This is a genomic window from Azospira sp. (assembly GCF_030247495.1).
In the GTDB taxonomy this organism is placed as follows: Bacteria; Pseudomonadota; Gammaproteobacteria; order Burkholderiales; family Rhodocyclaceae; genus Azospira; species Azospira oryzae.
The window spans coordinates 75189-96936 of the sequence record NZ_JAOTRW010000011.1 but is presented as its reverse complement, the minus strand read 5'-3'; the positions used below and the strand labels follow the sequence as shown (position 1 = coordinate 96936).

Annotated in this window: 18 protein-coding genes; 10 read left to right on the top strand and 8 right to left on the bottom strand. The window is 67.0% G+C overall.

Going from position 1 to position 21748, the window contains the following annotated elements; translation table 11 throughout:
• Positions 1-112: 112 nt before the first annotated feature.
• The 3 genes from OEL49_RS16135 to OEL49_RS16125 are packed head-to-tail and all read left to right on the top strand — an operon-like array spanning position 113 to position 3098.
• Entirely contained in the window at positions 113-907 is a 795-nt protein-coding gene (locus tag OEL49_RS16135) for a thymidylate synthase (protein ID WP_014236339.1), read from the top strand.
• 15 nt (positions 908-922) lie between these two features.
• Entirely contained in the window at positions 923-2578 is a 1656-nt protein-coding gene (gene pgi / locus OEL49_RS16130; protein ID WP_014236340.1) for a glucose-6-phosphate isomerase, read from the top strand.
• Complete coding sequence (locus OEL49_RS16125) at positions 2565-3098, top strand: dihydrofolate reductase (RefSeq protein ID WP_014236341.1); 534 nt, start codon at positions 2565-2567, stop codon at positions 3096-3098. The genes pgi and OEL49_RS16125 overlap by 14 nt, the downstream gene beginning before the upstream one ends.
• Before the next feature lie 13 nt (positions 3099-3111).
• Here the strand turns inward: OEL49_RS16125 and OEL49_RS16120 are convergent, their stop codons facing one another.
• The 7 genes from OEL49_RS16120 to apbC all read right to left on the bottom strand — a co-directional run bounded on the left by OEL49_RS16120 (position 3112) and on the right by apbC (position 13068).
• Positions 3112-3855, bottom strand: a complete 744-nt coding sequence (locus tag OEL49_RS16120) for a FecR family protein (RefSeq protein ID WP_287875636.1) — start codon at positions 3853-3855, stop codon at positions 3112-3114.
• Positions 3852-6026, bottom strand: coding sequence for a hypothetical protein (locus tag OEL49_RS16115; RefSeq protein ID WP_014236343.1), 2175 nt, complete (start codon positions 6024-6026; stop codon positions 3852-3854). The genes OEL49_RS16120 and OEL49_RS16115 overlap by 4 nt, the downstream gene beginning before the upstream one ends.
• A 28-nt stretch (positions 6027-6054) precedes the next feature.
• Positions 6055-7401: a FecR family protein gene (locus OEL49_RS16110; protein WP_014236344.1), complete on the bottom strand. Its 1347-nt coding sequence runs from the start codon at positions 7399-7401 to the stop codon at positions 6055-6057.
• A gap of 13 nt (positions 7402-7414) precedes the next feature.
• Positions 7415-8737 carry a surface lipoprotein assembly modifier gene (locus tag OEL49_RS16105; RefSeq protein WP_014236345.1) on the bottom strand — a complete coding sequence of 441 codons (1323 nt, stop codon included), beginning with the start codon at positions 8735-8737 and terminating at the stop codon, positions 7415-7417.
• Between the two features lie 168 nt (positions 8738-8905).
• The gene (locus OEL49_RS16100) at positions 8906-11146 is read right to left on the bottom strand and encodes an arginine/lysine/ornithine decarboxylase (protein ID WP_014236346.1); all 2241 of its coding nucleotides are present in this window, start codon (positions 11144-11146) and stop codon (positions 8906-8908) included.
• A gap of 71 nt (positions 11147-11217) precedes the next feature.
• Complete coding sequence (gene dcd, locus OEL49_RS16095) at positions 11218-11784, bottom strand: dCTP deaminase (protein ID WP_014236347.1); 567 nt, start codon at positions 11782-11784, stop codon at positions 11218-11220.
• Positions 11785-11973: 189 nt separating this feature from the next.
• Entirely contained in the window at positions 11974-13068 is a 1095-nt protein-coding gene (apbC, locus tag OEL49_RS16090) for an iron-sulfur cluster carrier protein ApbC (protein WP_287875630.1), read from the bottom strand.
• A 190-nt stretch (positions 13069-13258) separates the two neighbouring features.
• Here apbC and metG point away from each other — a divergent pair, with 190 nt between their 5' ends.
• The 7 genes from metG (at position 13259) to OEL49_RS16055 (ending at position 21207) form a co-directional block, all read left to right on the top strand.
• Positions 13259-15388, top strand: a complete 2130-nt coding sequence (gene metG / locus OEL49_RS16085; RefSeq protein WP_014236349.1) for a methionine--tRNA ligase — start codon at positions 13259-13261, stop codon at positions 15386-15388.
• Positions 15389-15459: 71 nt separating this feature from the next.
• Complete coding sequence (locus OEL49_RS16080) at positions 15460-15732, top strand: hypothetical protein (protein WP_014236350.1); 273 nt, start codon at positions 15460-15462, stop codon at positions 15730-15732.
• Positions 15729-17396: a SulP family inorganic anion transporter gene (locus OEL49_RS16075; RefSeq protein ID WP_014236351.1), complete on the top strand. Its 1668-nt coding sequence runs from the start codon at positions 15729-15731 to the stop codon at positions 17394-17396. Before OEL49_RS16080 ends, OEL49_RS16075 begins: the two co-directional genes overlap by 4 nt.
• A complete protein-coding gene (locus OEL49_RS16070) occupies positions 17389-17676 on the top strand; it encodes an acylphosphatase (RefSeq protein ID WP_014236352.1) in 288 nt (95 codons plus the stop codon). Before OEL49_RS16075 ends, OEL49_RS16070 begins: the two co-directional genes overlap by 8 nt.
• A 12-nt stretch (positions 17677-17688) precedes the next feature.
• Positions 17689-18282 carry a hypothetical protein gene (locus OEL49_RS16065; RefSeq protein WP_014236353.1) on the top strand — a complete coding sequence of 198 codons (594 nt, stop codon included), beginning with the start codon at positions 17689-17691 and terminating at the stop codon, positions 18280-18282.
• A gap of 120 nt (positions 18283-18402) precedes the next feature.
• Entirely contained in the window at positions 18403-19002 is a 600-nt protein-coding gene (locus tag OEL49_RS16060) for a peroxiredoxin (protein WP_014236354.1), read from the top strand.
• A gap of 186 nt (positions 19003-19188) precedes the next feature.
• Positions 19189-21207: a TonB-dependent copper receptor gene (locus tag OEL49_RS16055; RefSeq protein WP_014236355.1), complete on the top strand. Its 2019-nt coding sequence runs from the start codon at positions 19189-19191 to the stop codon at positions 21205-21207.
• 52 nt (positions 21208-21259) lie between these two features.
• Here OEL49_RS16055 and OEL49_RS16050 read toward each other — a convergent pair whose 3' ends face one another.
• Positions 21260-21745, bottom strand: a complete 486-nt coding sequence (locus tag OEL49_RS16050) for a WbuC family cupin fold metalloprotein (protein WP_152090469.1) — start codon at positions 21743-21745, stop codon at positions 21260-21262.
• Between the last annotated feature and the right edge of the window lie 3 nt (positions 21746-21748).

The following is a 21748-nucleotide window of genomic DNA, read 5'->3' as shown; positions in this document are numbered from 1 at the left end:
GGCGTTGGCGGCGGCGGGGTCTCCGTCAACGGCCCCGCCCGTCGCCGCCATGGGCGGGACGGGGGCAAACGGCTACAATGCCAGCGATAAAAAAGTAGCGGAGCCCCTCTCCATGCAGCAGTACCACGACCTCATGCGCCACGTGCTCGAGCACGGCCACGTCAAGACCGACCGCACCGGCACGGGCACCCGTTCCGTCTTCGGCTGGCAGATGCGTTTCAACCTGGCGGACGGCTTCCCCGTCATGACCACCAAGAAGCTGCACCTGCGTTCTATCATCCACGAACTGCTGTGGTTCCTGCAGGGCGACACCAACATCCGCTACCTCAAGGACAACGGCGTCTCCATCTGGGACGAGTGGGCCGATGCCAACGGCGACCTGGGGCCGGTGTACGGCAAGCAGTGGCGCCGCTGGGAGACGCCGGACGGGCGTCTCATCGACCAGGTGGGCCAGCTGGTGGAAAACCTGAAGAAGAACCCGGATTCCCGCCGCCACGTGGTTTCCGCCTGGAACCCGGGGGACGTGGATTCCATGGCTCTGCCGCCCTGCCACTGCCTGTTCCAGTTCTACGTGGCCGACGGCAAGCTGTCCTGCCAGCTGTACCAGCGCAGTGCCGACATCTTCCTCGGCGTGCCCTTCAACATTGCCTCCTACGCCCTGCTGACCCACATGATCGCCCAGGTCTGCGGCTACCAGGTCGGCGATTTCGTGCACACCCTGGGCGATGCCCACCTCTACAGCAACCACCTGGACCAGGCGCGCCTGCAGCTGTCCCGGGATTTCCGTCCCCTGCCCAAGCTGGTGCTCAATCCCGAGGTGAAGGACCTGTTCGCCTTCCGCTTCGAGGACATCGCCCTGGAAGGCTACGATCCCCATCCCTCCATCGCTGCGCCCATCGCCGTCTGACCGGGAATACCGCCCATGCCCATGGACATCACCCGCACCGCGCCCTGGCAGGCCCTCCTGGCCCACCGGGAGCAGCTTCGTTCGCACCACCTGCGGGAATTGTTCGCCCGGGAACCGGCCCGCTTCGAGAAGCTTTCCTTCCGCCTCGGCGATTTTCTCGCCGATTTTTCCAAGCAGCGCATCACTCCCGAGACCCTGGGGCTGCTCACCGACCTGGCCCGGGCGGCGGATGTGGAAGGCTGGCGCGATCGCATGTTCGCCGGCGAGCGCATCAACGTCAGCGAACAGCGGGCGGTGCTGCATCCGGCCCTGCGTTTCCTCGGCACCGGCCCCTTCCCCAGCGCGGCCAAGGACGTCATGCCCGAGGTGCGGGCGGTGCGGGCCCAGATGCGGCAGTTTTCCGAGCGGGTGCGCAGCGGCCTGTGGCGCGGTTACTCCGGCGAGGCCATCCGCCATGTGGTGAACCTGGGCATCGGCGGTTCCGACCTGGGGCCCAAGATGGCGGCCCGGGCCCTGTCGGCCTACGACCATCCGGCCCTGCACGTGCATTTCGTCTCCAACCTGGACGGGGCCCAACTGGCGCCCCTGCTGGAGACCCTGGACCCCCGCACCACCCTTTTCATCGTCGCCAGCAAGACCTTCACCACCCAGGAAACCCTGCGCAACGCCGAGACGGCCCGGGACTGGCTGCTGGCGGCGGCCGGTCCGGAGAACGAGGCGGCGGCCCTGGCCCGGCACTTCGTGGCGGTGACGGCGGCACCGGCCGAGGCGGGTCTGTTCGGCATCGGCCACGACAACATCTTCACCATGTGGGACTGGGTCGGCGGCCGCTATTCCCTGTGGTCCGCGGTGGGCCTGGCCCTGGCCCTGGCCATCGGCATGACCCAGTTCGAGCGGCTCCTGGCCGGCGCCCAGGCCCTGGACCAGCATTTCCTCAAGGCGCCCCTGGAGCAGAACCTGCCGGTGCTGATGGGCCTGCTGGGCATCTGGAACACCAACTTCCTCGGCGCCGAAACCCTGGCCATCCTGCCCTACAACGAGTCTTTGCGTACCCTGCCCGGCTACCTGCAGCAGCTGGAGATGGAGAGCAACGGCAAGATGGTGACCCGCAGCGGCAAGCCCCTGTCCTGCCATCCCAATCCCATCGTCTGGGGCGAGATTGGCATCAACGGCCAGCATGCCTTCTTCCAGCTGCTGCACCAGGGCGGCTGGCTCATTCCCAGCGACTTCATCGTCGCCGCCACCAGCGACTATCCCCTGCCGGGCCACAACGGCCCCCTGCTGGCCAACTGCCTGGCCCAGAGCTCGGCCCTGGCTTTCGGCCGCAGCGAGCAGGAGGCCCGGGCCGAGCTGGAGCTGGAGGGCTGGGCCGAGGCGGAGATCGCCGCGGTCCTGCCCTACAAGGTGTTTGCCGGCAACCAGCCGTCCACCACCCTGATGCTGCCCCGCCTGGACCCCTACCACCTGGGGTTGCTGATCGCCCTCTACGAGCACAAGGTGTTCGTCCAGGGGGTGGTGTGGGGCATCAATTCCTTCGACCAATGGGGGGTGGAGCTGGGCAAGAAGCTCGCCGGCCGCCTCCTGCCTGCCCTGGAAGGCACGCCCGACGAGGGGCTGGACGCCTCCACCCGGGGCCTCATTGCCTACTGCCGTCGCCATGGCCAACTCTGAACCGACCACTTCCTCCGAGGCTCCCCAGCTCGTCGCCCTGATCGTGGCGGTGGGGGCCAACCGGGCCATCGGCCTGGACAACCAGCTGCTCTGGCGCCTGCCGGAGGACATGGCCTATTTCAAGGCCACCACCCAGGGGCGCCCGGTGATCATGGGGCGCAAGACCTGGGAATCCCTGCCGGAGAAGTTCCGTCCCCTGCCGGGGCGGCGCAATGTGGTGGTCAGCCGCAACCGGGACTACCTGGCGCCCGGCGCCATCCTCGCCCATTCCCTGGAAGAGGCCCTGGCCGCCGCCGGCGGCGGCGAGGTCTTCGTCATGGGCGGCGCCGATCTCTACGCCCAGGCCCTGCCCCTGGCCCGGCGCCTCTATCTCACCGAGGTCCGGGATGAACCCCGGGCCGACGCCTTCTTTCCCGCCCTGGAGGCGGATGCCTGGGAGGAGCGTTCGCGTCGTCCCGGCAGCCCCCCCGCCGGTGCCCCGGCCTACGATTTCGTGGTCTGGGAACGCCGTCCCCGCTGATCCAGCCTGTACCTCAGTAGCGGCCGCCCGTCGGGGCGGTGGACGGACCGCCGTTGACCGGGGGCTGCTGGCCGCCGGGGATGCCGCTGCCGCGCCGTTCGCCGCTGGCGGCAAAACCGCTGTCACCACTGCCACTGCCTCCGGCCGGCCCGCTGCCGGGCAAGGGCGGCGGCGTGCCGTTGCGGACGGGCCGGCTGTGGCCGTCGTTGACCCGGGCGCTCTCCCCTGCGTCCAGCAGCAGGCAGCCGCCCTCGTTGCACACTTCAATCTGGCCGCTGTAGGTGGTGGCCCCCAGGCCCCCATCCGTCGCGTATTCCAGGCCGTAGTCGGTGCCCCGGATACCGATGGTGGCCACCGTGGTCTGCATGCGGTAATCCTCCCGCCGGGCCTTGCCGATGAGGCCGGTGATGGTGCGCAGACCGCCCTGCAGCAGACTGAAGAAGCCCCGGGCCGGCTGGGGTGTGGTGGCTGCAAACTGGTAGTCGTCGATGCGGAACAGGCTGCCGGGATTGAGGGAGAGCTGGCTGCCATCGGAAAAGCGCAACTGCAGCCGGCCGCCGGGGCCGGTGCGGATGCTGTCGCCAGGCCCCACTTCGCTGCCGCGGACGAGTTGGCGCGGCGGCTGGTCCGGCAGGCTGGCCGTGGCCTCGCCGACGACAAAGGCGACCCGGGCGGCGGCTTCTGCCCCCAGCACTGCCGCTGGACTGCCCGCCAGCAGCAGGCCCAGCAGCCAGACGGCAAACAGGTTTCTGCTCATGCTGTCTTTTCCTCATCTTCAGTTGCGGTCCCTCCTTCCACTGCGCAGGAGGCCGGGGCCAGACCGGCCCGGTGATGTTGCCAGATTCTGGCGTAGGCCTGTTCCAGCTGGCGCACCCGGCGCCGGGTACCGAGGGGCCCATCCGTGGCGCAGCCCCGACGGATGTCGGCGGCCAGGGCCTGCCGCCAGGCCTCGTCCCGGCCCAGGCGGATGGCGGTGGCCACATAGGCCTCGGCACTTTCCGCCGCCAGCTGGGGCAGGCCCAGGGCCCGTACCAGGCTGCCGCCCACCCGGGCCTGGAAGCCTTCCCCCTGCAGGGACAGCACGGGCGTGCCCATCCCCAGGGCGTCGGCGCCGGTGCCGTGGCCGTGGTAGAGGGGCGTGTCGAGCACGGCATGGACGTGGCGGTAGCGGGCCAGATAACGGGGCCGGGTGGTGCCCGGGGAAAAGTGCAGCCGGGTCGCCCCGATGCCGGCCTCGGCGGCCCGCCGGGTGAGCGCCGCGGCCACGGCCGGCGTCTCGGCATGCAGCCACAGCACGGCTTCGGGCACCGCCGCCAGGACGGCCTGCCACAGGGCCATGGCCTGGGCATCCACCTTCCAGGTCTGGTTGAAACAGGCGAATACCACCGGGGCGGCGGGAGCGCCCAGCTCGGCCGCCTCCAGCAAGGGAACGGCGGGCGCCTCGCTGTCCAGCAGGAAGAAACTGTCCGGCAGCCGGATCAGGGCCTCGGCCCAGTGGGCCTCGCTGCCCGGCGGGCAGACGTGCCGGTCCACCAGGGCGTAGTCGGCCAGGCCCCTGCCGAGGGTGCCCGGGTAGCCCTGGTACAGCACCTTGAGCGGGCTGCCGGGGCGCCGCGCCAGGCGGGGGCGGCCGCCCCGGGTGTAGCCGGCCAGGTCCACCAGGATCTGGATGCCGTCCCGGGCCATCCGCTGCTCTAGGTCTCCGTCGCTGAGTCCATAAACTTCGGTGAAGGCATCCGCCTCCCGGCGCAATTGGCGGCGCACTTCGCTGCCGTCGTCCCGGGAGTCGGCATAGAGGGTGATGTGGCAGCGACGGCGGTCATGGTGCCGGCAGAAGGAGCGCAGGCAATGGCCCATGGCGTGGTCGCCGAAGTCCGGCGACAGGTAGGCGATGCGCAGGGTGCCGTCATGGCGGGCCCGGGGCTGGGGCAGGGTGGTGGCCGGAGGCATTGCCGCCAGCAGGGCGTCGGCCCAGCGGTCGGCCAGACGGCGCCGGACAGCCGGTGCCAGGGGGGCGGAGAAGAGGGCGAAGGCGCTGTGCCAGTCCGTCGCTGTGGGCGCCAGGGGATAGGCGGCGCTTTCCCGGGCGAAGGTTTGCCGTTGTGCCCACTCTCCCCGGCCCACCTGCTGGCGGTGGTAACCGGTAAAACACTGCAGCGGGCTGGGCAGGGGGGCGGGGCCGAAGGCCTGGCCGGTGAGCGGGTTGGTCCAGTGGCGGCGCTCCCCGGGAGCCCGCTCCCAGGCTTCGCCCAGGGCTGTCCGGGCCGGCTCCCAGCGGGCCTGGGCGGCCAGGGCCATGCCCCACAGCAATTGCTGGCGGGCATCCGTGGCGCCGGCCAGCAGGGCCTCGGCCTCCGGGGCTCGGCCGGCTGCCAGCAGTATTTCCCCTTGCAGTTGCCGCAGGGTCCGGAGCTCATCCGCCGGCTCGGGTGTCAGGGTTCGCAGGAGCGCCAGGGCGTCTTCCGTCTGCCCCATGCGGGAGAGCAGGGTGGCGTGGCGCAGGCCGGCGGGGAAGGACAGGGCTGGCGTTGCCGCCGGAACCCGCCCATAGGCGGCCATGGCGCCGGCGTGGTCGCCGTCCATTTCCAGCAGGCGGCCCAGGTTGAGCAGGCATTCGCCGGCTGCCGGCCGGTACTCGAGGCACAGGCGCAGGACCTGGCAGGCCCGGGCATTGTTCCCCTGGAGGTGGAGGGCCGTGGCCAGGGCGTTGGCGGCGTTGATGTGGGAGGGATCCAGGGCCAGGCAGTGTTCCAGCGGCGCCACGGCCAGGCGGGGCTGGCCGGCTTGCAGCTGGCACACTCCCAGCAGGAAGGCGTGTTCGGCGGCATCCCCGGGCCGGGGCGGATTGGCCTGCAGCCACTCCCGGGCCGCCTGGGGCGCCCCCCGGGCCAGCAGGTCCCGGGCGGGAGCCAGGGCGCTGTCGCTCATGGGCCGGGGCCTGACGGCGTCCGCCCGACTACTTCTTGAAGACGGCGGCGCCGCTGATCTTGCCCAGGTCCGTACCGGGCAGGTTGTCCAGGAACTGGTAGGTCAGACCGGCGTGGGAGGCGCCGCTGCCGGCAAAGAAGCCGCTGAGCTGGCCGTTGGTGCAGGCGCCGCCACAAATGAAACCGCCGGAACTGAAAACCCCGTAGGACCAGGAGGCGGTATCGGTGATGACGTAGGTCTTGCCGCCGATGGGTACCGTCATGTTGACCCCCACCTGGTAGGTGCTGAAATTCACCGAGAGCTGGCCGGTGACGGCCTGGGTGCCGACCACGCCGGTGGTGGAGGTGGGCATGGTGAAGCCCAGCATGTTGTAGGTGCTGGTGCCGGAGGAGGAAAACACCGGATCGTTGGTGGGTGTGGGTTTGCCCACCACGTAGTGGATGTCCTTCAGGGCCTGGTCACTCGGGCCGTCGCCGGTCAGGACGCCGCTGCTCCAGCGGCCCCAGCCGATGGTGCCGTCGGTGAAATAGAAGGCATTGCCCTGGGCGCTGTAGTTGAGGACGCCGACCGCAACGGTGCTGAGACTGCCGTCGCTGCTGAAGCCCGCATTGGTGCCGCTGAAATAGGTGATGTAGGGGTTGCCGGATTTGACGCCGGCCCAATGGAAGTCGTAGCCCTCGCCGCTGGGCAGGAGGGGGGAGTTGAGGGTGGGGGTACCGTTGCCGGAACGCTGCTCGCCGCTGGCGAAAAACACCTGGGGCGAGACGCTGGGCGGTGCCGGCGGAAGGTTGGTACGGGCTTCGGTACGGCTGGGCTGGGAGGTGGGGGTGGTGACCAGGGCCGATTCGCCGCTGGACAGCAGCAGGCAGCCGCCACCGTTGCACACCATGACCTGGCCTTCGCCGGTGGAGACGGTGATGCCGTCGCCGTAGGTGATGGAGTACTCGGTGCCCCGGATGCCGATGGTGGCCACGTTGGTGGTGACCCGGTAGTTATCCTTGTTGGTGCGCCCGATGAGGCCGGTGATGGTGCGCATGCCGCCCTTGAGCAGGCTGAAGAAGCCCTGCTCGCTGCCGTCCGCCTGGCCGGCGTAGCGGTAGCTGTCCACCCGGAAGTCGCTCTGGGGCTGCAGGGAAACCAGGGAACCGTCGGAGAAGCGCAGCTGGGCGCGGCCATCCCTGGTGCTGACCGTTTCCCCGGGCTGGACTTCGGCGCCCTTGCTCAGGGGGCGGGTGCCGCCGGTGGCGCCGAGGGCCACCACGTTGCCGACGGCGAAATCGACCCGGGCGGCGGCAGCAGCCGTGGCCAGGCCCGGGTAGGCAGCGGCCAGGGCCAGCAGCAGGGGGGAGGGGCGGGAGGTGAGGGCGATGTGCATGGCGGGACCTGCTTCAGAAATCGCGACGGACGGTAACGGAGACCACCTGGCGGTGGTAATCGTTGAGGGTCAGGTTGGAGTCGTTGCGGGTATAGCTGAACTGGGGCGTGATGTGCCATTCCCGGCTGGGACTGAAATTGGCCCCCACGTTGATATTGGCCTGCAGGTCCTGGCGGATGCTGAGGAAGAAGGGGTCGCTGCCGTGGTAGCGGCGCTGTTCCAGATTGGCGTTGGCAAAGCCGACCCAGCGCGGGGCCAAGTCCATCTGGCCGCCGATGCGCACGCCCACCAGGTCGTGGCCCATGAAGGTGGCCAGCTCGTTCTTCTCCATCTCGGTGCCCACGTAGGCGCCGCCGTAGATGACCTGCCCCTCGCGGAAGGCGTGGGCGTAGGCGCCGCCGACGACGAAACGGTCCGTGTTGCGGATCGCCTGGCCCGGGTAGGTGAGGCTGGCGTACTGGAGGTAGAGGCTGGCCTGGTTGCGGGAGTCGTAGTTGTGCTGCCATTGGCCGGTGAAGCCCATGGCGTCCCGGTAGCGCTCGCCGTTGAGGCGGAAGGTGCTGGCCTGGAGGGCAAGGGAATACTGGTTCTTGTCCACCGCCTTGGTCAGGCCCAGATTGGCGTCCCAGCTGCCGTTGTCGAAATCGGTATCGTTGCTGTTGAGGCGCTGGGAGAAGGCGGCACCACCGGTGACGGCCAGGCCGGCCTGCAGGGGAGTGCGGAAATTGATGCCGCCGGCCACGTTGGTGAAGGTGTCACCGTTTTCCTTGGCGCCGCTGCCGACCGGGAACATCCAGCCGCCGAAGAAGGGAATGGCGTACTCGCCGCGGCTGGTGCCGCTGTTGACGTTGCTGTCGATGCCCAGACCCAGCTCCAGATAGCCGCGGACCTGGGTGCGGGCTTCGTCCTCCAGGCGCTCCACTGCTGCCAGGAAACGCTCGATGGTGCTGCCCACTTCGGCCGGCACGCCCATGCTGCGCACATTCTCGAACTCGCGGCGGGCATTCTTGGTCTCGCCCAGGGCCAGATAGGCCCGGGCAATCTCGGCCCGGGCCCGGGCGTTGTTCGGTTCCTGGGCCAGCACCCGTTCCAGGGCGAAGACCGCCCGGGTGTTCTGGCCCGCCTCCAGGGCGGCCAGCCCCAGCAGCAGGTCGTATTCGATTTCCCCGGCCCGTTCTGGCTCCAGGCTTTCCAGCAGGACATAGGCTTCGCTGCCCTTGCCGCTTTCCAGCAGGCGTCCGGCCTGGCCCAGGGTGGCATCGGCCCCCCAGGCGGCGCCGCAGCCCAGCAATGACAGGACGGCGCAGACATTCAATACGGATTTTTTGACTTTCACCCCAGACCCCAATTCAACAATTTCTTATCGCGGCTAATGTGGCAAAGCAGCATGGCAATGTCAATGCAGTTATTCCCATTTTTCATGGGCTTGGCGCGATATTTGCGAAAATTCTGGCGAAAAAAAAACGGCGGGAAATCCCGCCGCTTTCTGTGCCGCACCGCCGGGTCAGCGTACGCAGTCCACGTAGTAGCCCACCTTGCCGTCCCGCTCTTCCTTGACCAGACCGTGGATGTCGGTCTCGAAGCCGGGGAATTTCTCGTTGAAATCCCGGGCGAACTGCAGGTACTGCATGATGGTCCGGTTGAAGCGCTCGCCCGGGATAAGCAGGGGAATGCCCGGGGGGTAGGGGGTGAGCAGCACTGAGGTGACCCGGCCTTCCAGCTCGTCGATGGGCACCCGGTCGATTTCCCGGTGGGCCATCTTGGCGAAGGCGTCGGCAGGCTTCATGGCCGGCACCATGTCGGAGAGGTACATCTCGGTGGTCAGGCGGGCCACGTCGTTGGAGCGGTAAACGGCGTGGATTTCCCGGCACAGGTCGCGCAGGCCGACCCGCTCGTAGCGCGGGTGCTTGGCGACGAAGGCGGGCAGTACCTTCCACAGGGGCTGGTTCTTGTCGTAGTCGTCCTTGAACTGCTGCAGTTCGGTCACCATGCTGTTCCAGCGGCCCTTGGTGATGCCGATGGTGAACATGATGAAGAAGGAGTAGAGGCCGCACTTCTCCACGATCACGCCGTGTTCGGCCAGGTACTTGGTGACGATGGCGGCGGGAATGCCCCGTTCGGCGAACTCGCCGTCCACGTCCAGGCCCGGGGTGATGATGGTGGCCTTGATCGGGTCCAGCATGTTGAAGCCGTCGGCCAGGTTGCCGAAGCCGTGCCAGCGGTCGCCGGGCTTGAGCATCCAGGCGTCCCGCTCCTCGATGCCTTCCTCGGAGAGGTCGTCCGGGCCCCATACCTTGAACCACCAGCCGGAGCCCCACTCCTCGTCCACCTTGCGCATGGCGCGGCGGAAGTCCAGGGCCTCTGCGATGGATTCCTCCACCAGGGCGGTGCCGCCCGGCTCTTCCATCATGGCCGCGGCCACGTCGCAGGAGGCGATGATGGCGTACTGGGGGCTGGTGGAGGTGTGCATGAGGTAGGCCTCATTGAACACGTCCCGGTCCAGGTGGCTGTTCTCCGCGTCCTGCACCAGGATCTGGGAGGCCTGGGAAAGGCCGGCCAGGAGCTTGTGGGTGGACTGGGTGGAGAACACCATGGACTCCTTGCAGCGGGGCCGGTCGGCGCCGATGGCGTGGTAATCGCCGTAGAAGTCGTGGAAGGCGGCGTGGGGCAGCCAGGCTTCGTCGAAGTGCAGGGTGTCGATCTTGCCGTCCAGCTCTTCCTTGATGGCTTCCACGTTGTAGAGGATGCCGTCGTAGGTGGACTGGGTGATGGTCAGCACCCGGGGCTTGGCGTTCTTGTCCGTGGCGAAGGGGTTGGCGGCGATCTTCTTCTGGATGTTCTCCCAGGCGAACTCGCTCTTGGGGATGGGGCCGATGATGCCGAAGTTGTTGCGGGTCGGCATGAGGAAGACCGGGATGGCGCCGGTCATCATGATGGCGTGCAGGATGGACTTGTGGCAGTTGCGGTCCACCACCACGATGTCGCCCGGGGCCACGGTGGAGTGCCAGACGATCTTGTTGGAGGTGGAGGTGCCGTTGGTGACGAAGTACAGGTGGTCGCAGTTGAAGATGCGTGCCGCATTGCGCTCGGAGGCCGCCACCGGGCCGGTGTGGTCCAGCAGCTGGCCCAGTTCCTCCACGGCGTTGCAGACGTCGGCGCGCAGCATGTTCTCGCCGAAGAACTGGTGGAACATCTGGCCCACCGGGCTCTTCAGGAAGGCGACGCCGCCGGAGTGGCCGGGACAGTGCCAGGAATAGGAGCCGTCCGAGGCGTAGTGGGTGAGGGCCCGGAAGAAGGGCGGCGGCAGGGATTCCAGGTAGGCCTTGGCTTCCCGCACCACGTTGCGGGCGATGAATTCCGGCGTGTCTTCATACATGTGGATGAAGCCGTGCAGTTCCCGCAGCACGTCGTTGGGGATGTGGCGGGAGGTGCGGGTCTCGCCGTGCAGGAAGATGGGAATCTCGCTGTTGCGCAGGCGGATTTCGCTGACGAAGGCGCGCAGGCCGGCAATGGCCTTGGCGGAAGCCTCGGGCGAGGAGAACTCCTCGTCGTCGATGGACAGGATAAAGGTGGAGGCCCGGCTCTGCTGCTGGGCGAAGGAGGTCAGGTCGCCGTAGCTGGTGACGCCCAGCACTTCCAGACCTTCGGCCTGGATGGCTTCCGCCAGGGCCCGGATGCCCAGGCCCGAGGCATTCTCGGAGCGGAAGTCTTCGTCGATGATGATGACCGGGAAGTGGAAGCGCATGGCTGTTCCTCAAAAGACGGCGACCCGCCGGAGCGGGTCACAGGATAAGTCGAAATTGTTGCGCGAAGGCGTCAGATCTTGGGCAGGGTGACGCCCACCTGGCCCTGGTACTTGCCGCCCCGATCCTTGTAGGAGGTCTCGCAGACCTCGTCGGACTCGAAGAAGAGCACCTGGGCGCAGCCCTCGCCGGCGTAGATCTTGGCCGGCAGGGGAGTGGTGTTGGAGAATTCCAGGGTGACGTAGCCTTCCCATTCGGGCTCGAAGGGGGTGACGTTCACGATGATGCCGCAACGGGCATAGGTGCTCTTGCCCAGGCAGACGGTGAGCACGCTGCGGGGAATGCGGAAGTATTCGACGGTGCGGGCCAGGGCGAAGGAGTTGGGCGGGATGATGCAGTAATCCGCCTCGATCTCGACGAAGGACTGGGGATCGAACTTCTTCGGGTCCACGATGGTGGAGTTGATGTTGGTGAAGACCTTGAATTCCCGGGCGCAGCGGATGTCGTAGCCGTAGCTGGAGGTGCCGTAGGAAACGATCTTCTCCCCATTGACCTCGCGCACCAGCCCCGGCTCGAACGGTTCGATCATGCCGTGCTGCTCCGCCATGCGGCGGATCCACTTATCGGATTTGATGGCCATGCCAGCTACCCCAACACCTTGGAAAAAAGCGGATTCTACTTGGTGTTGGGGTGCACAAAAAGGGTTTTTACAGGAGGGGAAGCCCGTGGTGGGCGGGGCGGGGGGCGGCGGTGCCGCTGCCGGGGGAAAAATGCAGGCAGATCAAGTGGATGGCGGGGGCTCGGGTGGGCCTTTGCCCCCGCCGGCGGCTCAGGTGTTCTGCACCACGATGTTGGGGAACTTGGCGGTCAGGTCCTTGGCCTTGTCGGCGATCTTCACCGCCACCCGGCGGGCGATGGCCCGGTAGATTTCCGCCGGGCGGGAATCGGGGGCGCCGACCACGGTGGGCTTGCCGGTGTCGGCCATTTCCCGGATGGCCAGTTCCAGGGGCAGGGCGCCGAGGAATTCCACGTCGTAGTCCTTGCACATCTGCTCGCCGCCGCCGTGGCCGAAGATATGTTCTTCATGGCCGCAGTTGGAGCAGATGTGGATGGACATGTTCTCGACGATGCCGAGGATGGGAATGCCCACCTTCTCGAACATCTTCAGGCCCTTGCGGGCGTCGATGAGGGCTATGTCCTGGGGCGTGGTGACCACCACGGCGCCGGTCACCGGCACCTTCTGGGAGAGGGTCAGCTGGGTGTCGCCGGTGCCCGGTGGCATGTCGATCACCAGGTAATCCACGTCGCGCCAGTTGGTGTCCCGCAGCAGCTGTTCCAGGGCCTGGGTGACCATGGGGCCGCGCCAGACCATGGGGGTTTCCACGTCTTCCAGGAGGAAACCGATGGACATGGCCTGGATGCCGTGGGCTTCCAGGGGCTCCAGGCTCTGGCCGTCCTTGGATTCGGGCTGCTTGCCGGCCAGGCCCAGCATCTGGGGTTGGGAGGGGCCGTAGATGTCGGCGTCCAGCAGGCCGACCGTGGCGCCTTCCTGGGCCAGGGCCAGGGCCAGGTTCACGGCGGTGGTGCTCTTGCCGACGCCGCCCTTGCCGGAGGCCACGGCGATGATGTTCTTGACGCCCGGCAGCAGCTTCACGCCCCGCTGCACGGTGTGGGAGACGATTTTCACATAGACATTGGCGGAGACGTTGCCGGCGCCGGGCAGGGCCTTGATGGCGGCGATGACCCGGGCGCGGATGGCGTCGATCTGGGTCTTGGCCGGGTAGCCCAGCTCGATGTCCAGGGAGACGTCGTTGCCGTCCACCTTGATGTTGCGGGCGGCCTTGGAGGAAACGTAGTCCTTCTGGGTATTGGGGTCGATCAGGGACTGCAGGGCAGTGTGGACGTCGGCGACGCTGATGGTCATGGCAGGGAACTCCTGTGGGAAGCTTGATACTTGAGTGATTTTGTCGAGTATACCCCAAGGCAGGGGCCGGCCAAAAGCGCTCCTTGGCCGTCGGGCCGGCTTCTTTTCGTTCTTTTCCGGGGCCGGGCCGGGTCCTGGGCCCGGCGTTTGGTAAACTCCCGCCTTTGCTCCGACTTTTTCAGGCTCCCCCATGAAGCGCAAGATCCTCGTCACCTCCGCACTGCCCTACGCCAACGGCTCCATCCACCTGGGCCATCTGGTGGAGTACATCCAGACCGACATCTGGGTGCGCTTCCAGAAAATGCGGGGCCACGACTGCTGGTACGTCTGCGCCGACGACACCCACGGCACGCCCATCATGCTGCGGGCCCAAAACGAAGGCATCACCCCGGAAGCCCTGATCGAGCGGGTCTACGGCGAGCATACGCGGGACTTCGCCGGCTTCCTGGTGGGCTTCGACAACTACTATTCCACCAACACCCCGGAAACCCGCCGCTGCGCCGAAGACATCTACGGCAAGCTGCAGGCCGCCGGCCTGATCGAAGTGCGCTCCATCGAGCAGTTCTACGATCCGGTGAAGGAGATGTTCCTGCCGGACCGCTTCATCAAGGGCGAGTGCCCCAAGTGCGGCGCCAAGGACCAGTACGGCGACAACTGCGAGGTCTGCGGTGCCGCCTACACCCCCAACGACCTGAAGGACCCGTACTCCGCCGTGTCCGGTGCCAAGCCGGAAATGCGTTCGTCCGACCACTATTTCTTCAAGCTCTCCGATCCCCGCTGCCAGGACTTCCTGCGCCGCTGGACCCGGGAAGAGGGGCGCCTGCAACCCGAGGCCGCCAACAAGATGCAGGAGTGGTTGGGGGCCGAGGGCGAGAACCGGCTGACCGACTGGGACATCTCCCGGGACGCCCCCTATTTCGGTTTCGAGATCCCTGGCGCCCCCGGCAAGTACTTCTACGTCTGGCTCGACGCTCCCATCGGCTACATGGGCTCCTTCGCCAATCTGTGCGAGAAGAAGGGCCTGGATTTCAACGAATACTGGGCCAAGGATTCCCAGGCCGAGCTGTACCACTTCATCGGCAAGGACATCCTCTATTTCCACGCCCTGTTCTGGCCCGCCGAGCTGGAGCAGGCCGGCTTCCGCACCCCGACCAAGGTTTTCGCCCACGGCTTCCTCACCGTGGATGGGCAGAAGATGTCCAAGTCCCGCGGCACCTTCATCACTGCCGAGAGCTACCTCAGGCAGGGCCTCAACCCGGAATGGCTGCGCTACTACTTCGCCGCCAAGCTGACCAATACCCTGGAAGACATCGACCTGTCCCTGCCCGACTTCACCGCCCGGGTGAATTCCGACCTGGTGGGCAAGTACGTGAATATCGCCAGCCGCGCCGCCGGCTTTATCGCCAAGCGCTTCAACGGCCAGCTGGCCGTGGCCGACCAGTCCCTGGCCCCCTACGCCGCCATCCGGGAAGCGGCCCCGCGCATCGCCGAGTACTACGAGAACCGGGAATTCGGCCGCGCCCTGCGGGAAATCATGGCCCTGGCCGATGGCGTTAACCAGTACGTGGACACGGTGAAGCCCTGGGAACTGGCCAAGCAGGAGGGTCAGGACGCGGCCCTGCACGCCGCCTGCACCAATGCGCTGAACCTGTTCCGCCTGCTCACCGTGCTGCTGAAGCCGGTGCTGCCGGTGCTGGCCGACAAGGTGGCAGCCTTCCTCAACGTCGCCCCCTTCGCCTGGGACGACGTCAATGCCGTGCTGGCCGCCGGCCATGCCATCCAGCCCTACGAGCACCTCATGACCCGCATCGACCCCAAGCTGGTGGAAGCCCTGGTTGAGGCCAACAAGGCTTCCCTGGCGCCTGCCGTTACTGCTGCCCCGGCCAAGGCTGCGGAGAAGGGCGCCGAGCATTCCCAGCAGCGCCACGCCGAAAAGCAGCAGAAGGAAGCCCAGGTGGCCCAGGCCGCCGCCGAGACTGGTCCCCACATTTCCATCGACGACTTCATGAAGGTGGACCTGCGCATCGCCAAGATCGTGGACGCCAGCCATGTGGAAGGCGCCGACAAGCTGATCCGCCTGCAGCTGGATATCGGCGAGGAGAAACCACGCCAGGTCTTCGCCGGCATCAAGTCCGCCTACGATCCGGCCGCCCTGGTGGGCCGTCTGACGGTGATGGTGGCCAATCTGGCGCCGCGCAAGATGAAGTTCGGCATGTCCGAAGGCATGGTGCTGGCGGCCTCCGATCCGGAAGGCAAGACCGGCGGCCTGTACATCCTTTCCCCCGATGCCGGCGCCCAGCCCGGGATGCGGGTGAAATAACCAGGGGGTCTAAGTTTGCTAAAAATTCAGCCTGTAAGTTCTGTGTCAGGCCCAGGCCCTAGGCTGACGCCATGATCCTGCCCCAAGGTAAAAGGCGCTTTTCCCTGACCCTGCCCATCGTCGGCTTCGCCCTCCTGGACGTGGCCGGCATGGTGGCGTTCGCCGTCGGCCTGGCCTACCTGACGGGCAAGGAGCCCCTGTTTTTCCGCAACTTCCCGTCCTCCATGGGCGAGGCCATCCTCAGCACCCTCGCCGGTTTGGGTCTCATGCTCTGGGCCGCCGCCCAGATCCTGCGCGAGACCCTGAAACAGGTTCCCCCACAAGACAGCACAGCACAACAATGAGCGCTTTCCGACCGAAGCTCCTGGACTGCCTGCCTGACTATGACCGGGCCCAGTTCGGGCGCGACGTGTCGGCCGGCCTCACTGTCGGCGTCCTGGCCCTGCCCCTGGCCATGGCCTTCGCCATCGCCTCCGGTGTCGATCCGGCGGCCGGTATCTGGACCGCCATCGTCGCCGGTTTCATCATCGCCGCCCTGGGCGGCTCCCGGGTGCAGATCGGCGGCCCCACCGGTGCCTTCATCGTCATCGTCTACGGCATCGTCGCCCAGTACGGCCTGGCCAACCTGCTCATCGCCACCATGCTGGCCGGGCTGATCCTCATCGGCATGGGTCTGGCCCGCCTCGGCGCCCTGATCCGCTTCATCCCGGTGACGGTGGTGATCGGCTTCACCAACGGTATCGCCGTGCTCATCTTCATCAGCCAGATCAAGGAATTCCTCGGCCTGGACATGGAGGCCCTGCCGGCCGAGTTCTTCGCCAAGATGAAGGTGCTGGCGGCCAACCTGCCCAACACCGATCTGCCCACCCTGGCCCTGGCTTCCGCCTCCCTGGTGCTGCTGGTGCTGTGGAACAAGAAGGTGGCCGGCAAGCTGCCCCTGCTGGGCAAGTTGCCCGGCCCCCTGGCGGTGCTGATCGCCGGCACGGTGGCCCAGTCCCTGCTCGAATTCCCGGTGGAGACCATCGGCAGCCGCTTTGGCGGCATTCCCCAGTCCCTGCCGGCCTTCGCCTTTCCCGAGCTGACCCTGTCCACCCTGCGCAACCTCATTTCCCCGGCCATCACCATTGCCCTGCTGGGGGCCATCGAGTCCCTGCTCTCCGCCCGGGTGGCCGACAGCCAGATCGACGACCGCCACGATCCCAACCAGGAACTGCTGGCCCAGGGCGTCGCCAACGTGGTGGCCCCCCTGGTGGGCGGTTTTGCCGCCACCGGCGCCATCGCCCGCACCAGCACCAATGTGCGGGCCGGCGGCCGCACTCCGGTGGCCGGCATGGTGCACGCCCTGACCCTGCTGGCGGTGGTGCTGGTGGCGGCCCCCCTGGCCAGCGACGTGCCCCTGGCCACCCTCTCCGCCATCCTGATGGTGGTGGCCTGGAACATGGGCGAGTGGCACGAGTTCAAGGAACTGCCCCGTTACTCCATGAACTACCGGGCCATCCTCCTTTCCACCTTCTTCATCACCGTGGTCTTCGACCTGACCCTGGCGGTGGAGATCGGCATGGTGCTGGCTTCCCTCTTCTTCATCTACCGCATGTCCGAGCTGACCAAGGTGGCGCCCCTGAGCCTGCCCGATTGGGCGGCGGGCCAGCCGGTGGCGGCCTACAGCCTCTACGGCTCCCTTTTCTTCGGTGCCGTGGGCAAGCTGCAGACCCTGCTGGACCAGCATGCCCAGGGCACCCAGGTGCTGATCCTGGACCTGCATCAGGTGATCAATCTGGACACCACCGGCCTGGACACCCTGGAGGCCCTGCAGCGCATGCTGGCCAAGCGGGGCGGCTGCCTGATCCTGGCCGGGCTCAATGCCCAGCCCGGTTCCCTGGTGTCCCGCTCCGGCTTTGCCGACGACGTGGGGACGGACAACCTGGTGGCCAGCCTGGCCGAGGCCTGGCAGCGGGCCGCCATCCTGCTGCCCCGGGACGAGGCAGCAGGCTCCCCGTCCCATGCCTGAACGGGCGGTGCGGCTGCGGGTGCGCGGCCTGGTGCAGGGTGTCGGCTTTCGCTGGTCCCTCTGCCGCGAGGCCCAAGGCTTGGGGCTGAGGGGCTGGGTGCGCAACCGCAGCGACGGTTCGGTGGAGGCCCTGGCCTGGGGCGAAGCCGAGGCGGTGGCCGGGCTGCTGGCCTGGGCCGCCCAGGGACCGCCGGCCGCCCGGGTGAGCGGGGTGGAGATCCTGGAAGCCGCGCCGGAAGCCGATCCGACAGAAGGTTTTGAACAGCGCCCCAGCCTCTGACACAATGCCGTCATGGATAATCTCCTGCGCGGCGCCGCCCCCCTCGAACTCTATGTCTGGCTAGAGCCGGAGGAGTCCTTGCCGGGATGGGATTTCCAGAGCGGCGGCCCCCATGCCGAGCCGCGCACCGTCTTTCCCTCCGGCATAAATCCCCAGCTGGTGCACAACTACTTCGCCGAATACAACCTGGAGTTTTTCCGCCAGCGCAGTTTCGAGCGTTATCCCTCCCGCCTGCACGCCCAGTTCCTCTTTGCCACCCGCACCGACGCGGAGAACTACCGCAACAAGCATCCCGGCCGGGTCTTCGGCAAGTTGCTGACCCGGGTCACCACCCGGGGGGCCTATACCTGCTCCTACCACGACGCCAACTGGATCGATTACCTGCACCTGCCCCACAACCTGGATCTGGATACCCTGGGCGAGATTTCCCGGGCCTACTGGGCGGGCACCCTGGTGGAAGAGGCCGGACTGACCTTCATGGACCAGCCCTGGCGGGAGCCGCCGGTGATCGAGGCGGTATTCCAGGGCAGCCTGGTGCCCGAACCCCTGCCGGCCCGGGCCATCGGCCTGCTGCCGGGCTTCGAGCCTTACCTGGCGCGAAATTGACAGCGTCCTGACCCTCGGTTAGATTCGAAAAGCGCTGGCACGGGCGCCAACCATGGCGTCCGGCCTGGGGCTCAGACCCCGATCCCGATCCCCCCATCCCCGTCATTCAGGAGAAAAACAATGGCCGTTCTCGTCGGTAAACAAGCCCCCGATTTCAAAGCCCTGGCCGTCCTCGGCAACAACGAAATCAAGGAAGTGACCTTTTCCGAGCACATCAAGGGCAAGTACGCCGTCCTCTTTTTCTACCCCCTGGACTTCACCTTCGTCTGCCCCTCCGAACTGATCGCCTTCGACCATCGCCTGGCCGAATTCAAGCAGCGCGGCGTCGAAGTAGTGGGCTGCTCCATCGACTCCCAGTTCACCCACCTGGCCTGGAAGAACACTCCCGTCGAGAAGGGCGGCATCGGCCAGGTCGGCTATCCCCTGGTGGCCGACATCAAGCATGAAATCTGTCAGGCCTACGACGTGGAAGCTGCGCCCGGCGTCGCTTTCCGCGGCTCCTTCCTGATCGACAAGGCCGGCGTGGTGCGCCACCAGGTGGTGAACGACCTGCCCCTGGGTCGCAATATCGACGAGATGCTGCGCATGGTGGATGCCCTGCAATTTACCGAAGAGCATGGCGAAGTCTGTCCCGCCGGCTGGAACAAGGGCAAGAAGGGCATGACCGCCAGCCCCGAGGGCGTCGCCAAGTACCTGGCCGAGAACGCCGAGGCTCTCTGAGTCCTGCGTCCGCCCTCCGGGGCGTCGCCCGAAAAGCCACCGGCAACGGTGGCTTTTTTTATGGTGCAGGGCGTGCAGATGGCCTGGCGCCACTTCGGTGCGACACCGTGTCACATTCCCGCCCGGCGCCGCCGCCGCCAGAATCCCACCCCTGAAAAGCAGTCAATAACATCTCAGGGGAGCATCATGCAGTTCATGCCTAGCCGGCTCAGTCTGGCCATTTTTCTCGCATTTCCACTGGTGGCCGTCGCTGAAGACGGCACCACCCTCGACACCGTGGTCGTCACCGCCCCGCGCATGGAAGAGCCGCTCAAGGTCGTCACCGACCCCAAGGCCCCGCGCCAGCCGCTGCCGGCCCACGACGGTGCCGACTTCCTCAAGACCATCCCGGGCTTTTCCGTCATCCGCAAGGGCGGCACCGACGGTGACCCGGTGCTGCGGGGCTTTTCCGGCTCCCGCCTGGGCATCCTCCTGGACGGCCAGGAAATCTACGGCGGCTGCGGCGGCCGCATGGACCCGCCGACGGCCTATGTCTATCCCGAATCCTACGACCGCGTGACGGTGCTCAAGGGCCCCCAGAGCGTGCTCTACGGCGCCGGCCAGTCGGCCGGGGTGGTGCTGTTCGAGAAGGACATCAAGCGCTTCCGCGAAGCCGGCTGGAAGGCCAATGGCAGCCTCACCTTCGGCAGCTTCGGCCGCAACGACCAGATGGCCGACATCCGGGCCGGCAACGGCAACTTCTACGTCCAGGCCGGGGCGACCCGGGCCGATTCGGACGACTACAAGGATGGCAACGGCAATACCGTGCACTCCCGCTACACCCGCTGGAGCAACAATGCAGCCGTCGGCCTGACGCCGGACGACAACACCCGCATGGAACTGTCCCTGGCCCGCAGCGACGGCGAGGCTGCCTACGCCGACCGCTCTATGGACGGCTCCAAGTTCGCCCGGGAGAACGTGGCCCTGAAGTTCGAGAAGCGCAAGCTTTCCGCCCTGGTGGACAAGGTGGAGGCTCTGGCCTACTACAACTATGTAGACCACGTGATGGATAACTACAGCCTGCGCACCAAGCCGCCGGCATCCAGCTACATGGTCAGCAATCCGGACCGCAAGACCCTGGGCAGCCGCTTCTCCATCACCCTGGCTCCCGGTGATAGCACCAAGGTCACCATCGGCGTGGACCAGAAGGAAGATACCCACCGCTTCCGTTCCGGCATGTCCATGATGAGCGCCGCGGCGGCTGAAACGAGCTACCAGTCCAAGGCCTGGGCCGAGGACATGATCTTCAAGCAGCATGGCCTGTTCAGCGAAGCCACCCACCTGCTGGCCGAGGATCGCCGTGTCATCGGCGGCCTGCGTGTGGACTGGCATGAGGTGCAGGACAAGCGCGCCACCAGCATCACCCGGGGTAAGACCGACAAGGAGACCCTGGGCAGCGGCTTCCTGCGTTACGAGAACGACTTTGCCAAGGGTGCCGGCACCTGGTACGCCGGTCTGGGCCATGCCGGCCGGACCGCCGATTTCTGGGAGCGGGGCAAGGGCAATCCCCTGGCGCCGGCCACCAGCGTCTTCCTCGACGTCAAGCCGGAAAAGACCACCCAGCTGGACGTGGGAGCCAACTATCGCAACGGTCCCTGGAGCGGTGCGGTCTCCGGCTTCTACAGCAAGGTGCAGGACTACCTGCTGATCCGCTGGGTCGGCACGGCGGTGACGCGCAATGTGGATGCCACCATCTACGGCGGCGAAGCCGACCTGGCCTACCAGTTCAATTCCGCCTGGAAGGGCTACGGCACCCTGGCCTACGTGCGCGGCAGCAACGACACGGACGACAAGCCCCTGGCCCAGCAGCCGCCCCTGGAGCTGCGGGTCGGCCTGTCCTATGACGACAAGACCTATTCCGTCGGTGCCCTGGCCCGGCTCGTTTCGGCCCAGGACCGCTACGACGTGGGTTCCGGCAACATCGTTTCCAACGGCAAGGACCTGGGACGCAGCGGCGGCTTCGGCGTCTTCTCCCTCAACGCCGGCTATCGTCCCAACAAGAAGGCCCTGCTCAGTGCCGGCGTGGATAACCTGTTCGACAAGGTCTATGCCGAGCATCTGTCCAAGGGCGGCTCCGACATTGCCGGCTACCTTGGTGCGTCGACGTTACGCATCAACGAGCCCGGGCGCACCTTCTGGCTGAAGGCCCAGATCGCCCTCGACTGAGTTCCTGTACCACCTCTCGAAAGTTCAGGCCCGCTCCCCAGCGGGCCTTTTTTTAGCTTGCCGGGGCGGCGAAGAGGCGGGCCAGGGTGGCCTGGTAGGCAGCCGCTTCCACCTGGCCTTCCGCCGGGGCCCAGGGGGCCAGTTCGTCACCGGTGAGGGGCAGGTAGGGGCCGGACTTGGCTTCGAGGAAGACGGTGCCCGGGCACAGGGCCAGGACGGAGTGCCAGGTGCCGTGGGGGATGTCCACGCCCAGGGTGTGGCTGCCCGGGGCCAGCACGGCGGTGCCGGTGATGTTGCCCTGCCCGTCGAAGGTCACCAGGCCCAGGCGGCCGCTGAGGACCACCATGGTTTCATCCTTGTTGGGGTCCAGGTGGCGGTGGGGCGGCACGTAGGAGCCTGGTTCCAGGGCGTTGAGCAGGCGGTGGCCCGGGTAGTCGTCCCGGGGATGGAAGTTGCGGTTCTTGCGCAGCCGGGGCGAGGCCTGGGCTTCGGCTGTCACCTCCGCCAGCAGGGCGCCGTCGATGAGGCGGATGGACATGGG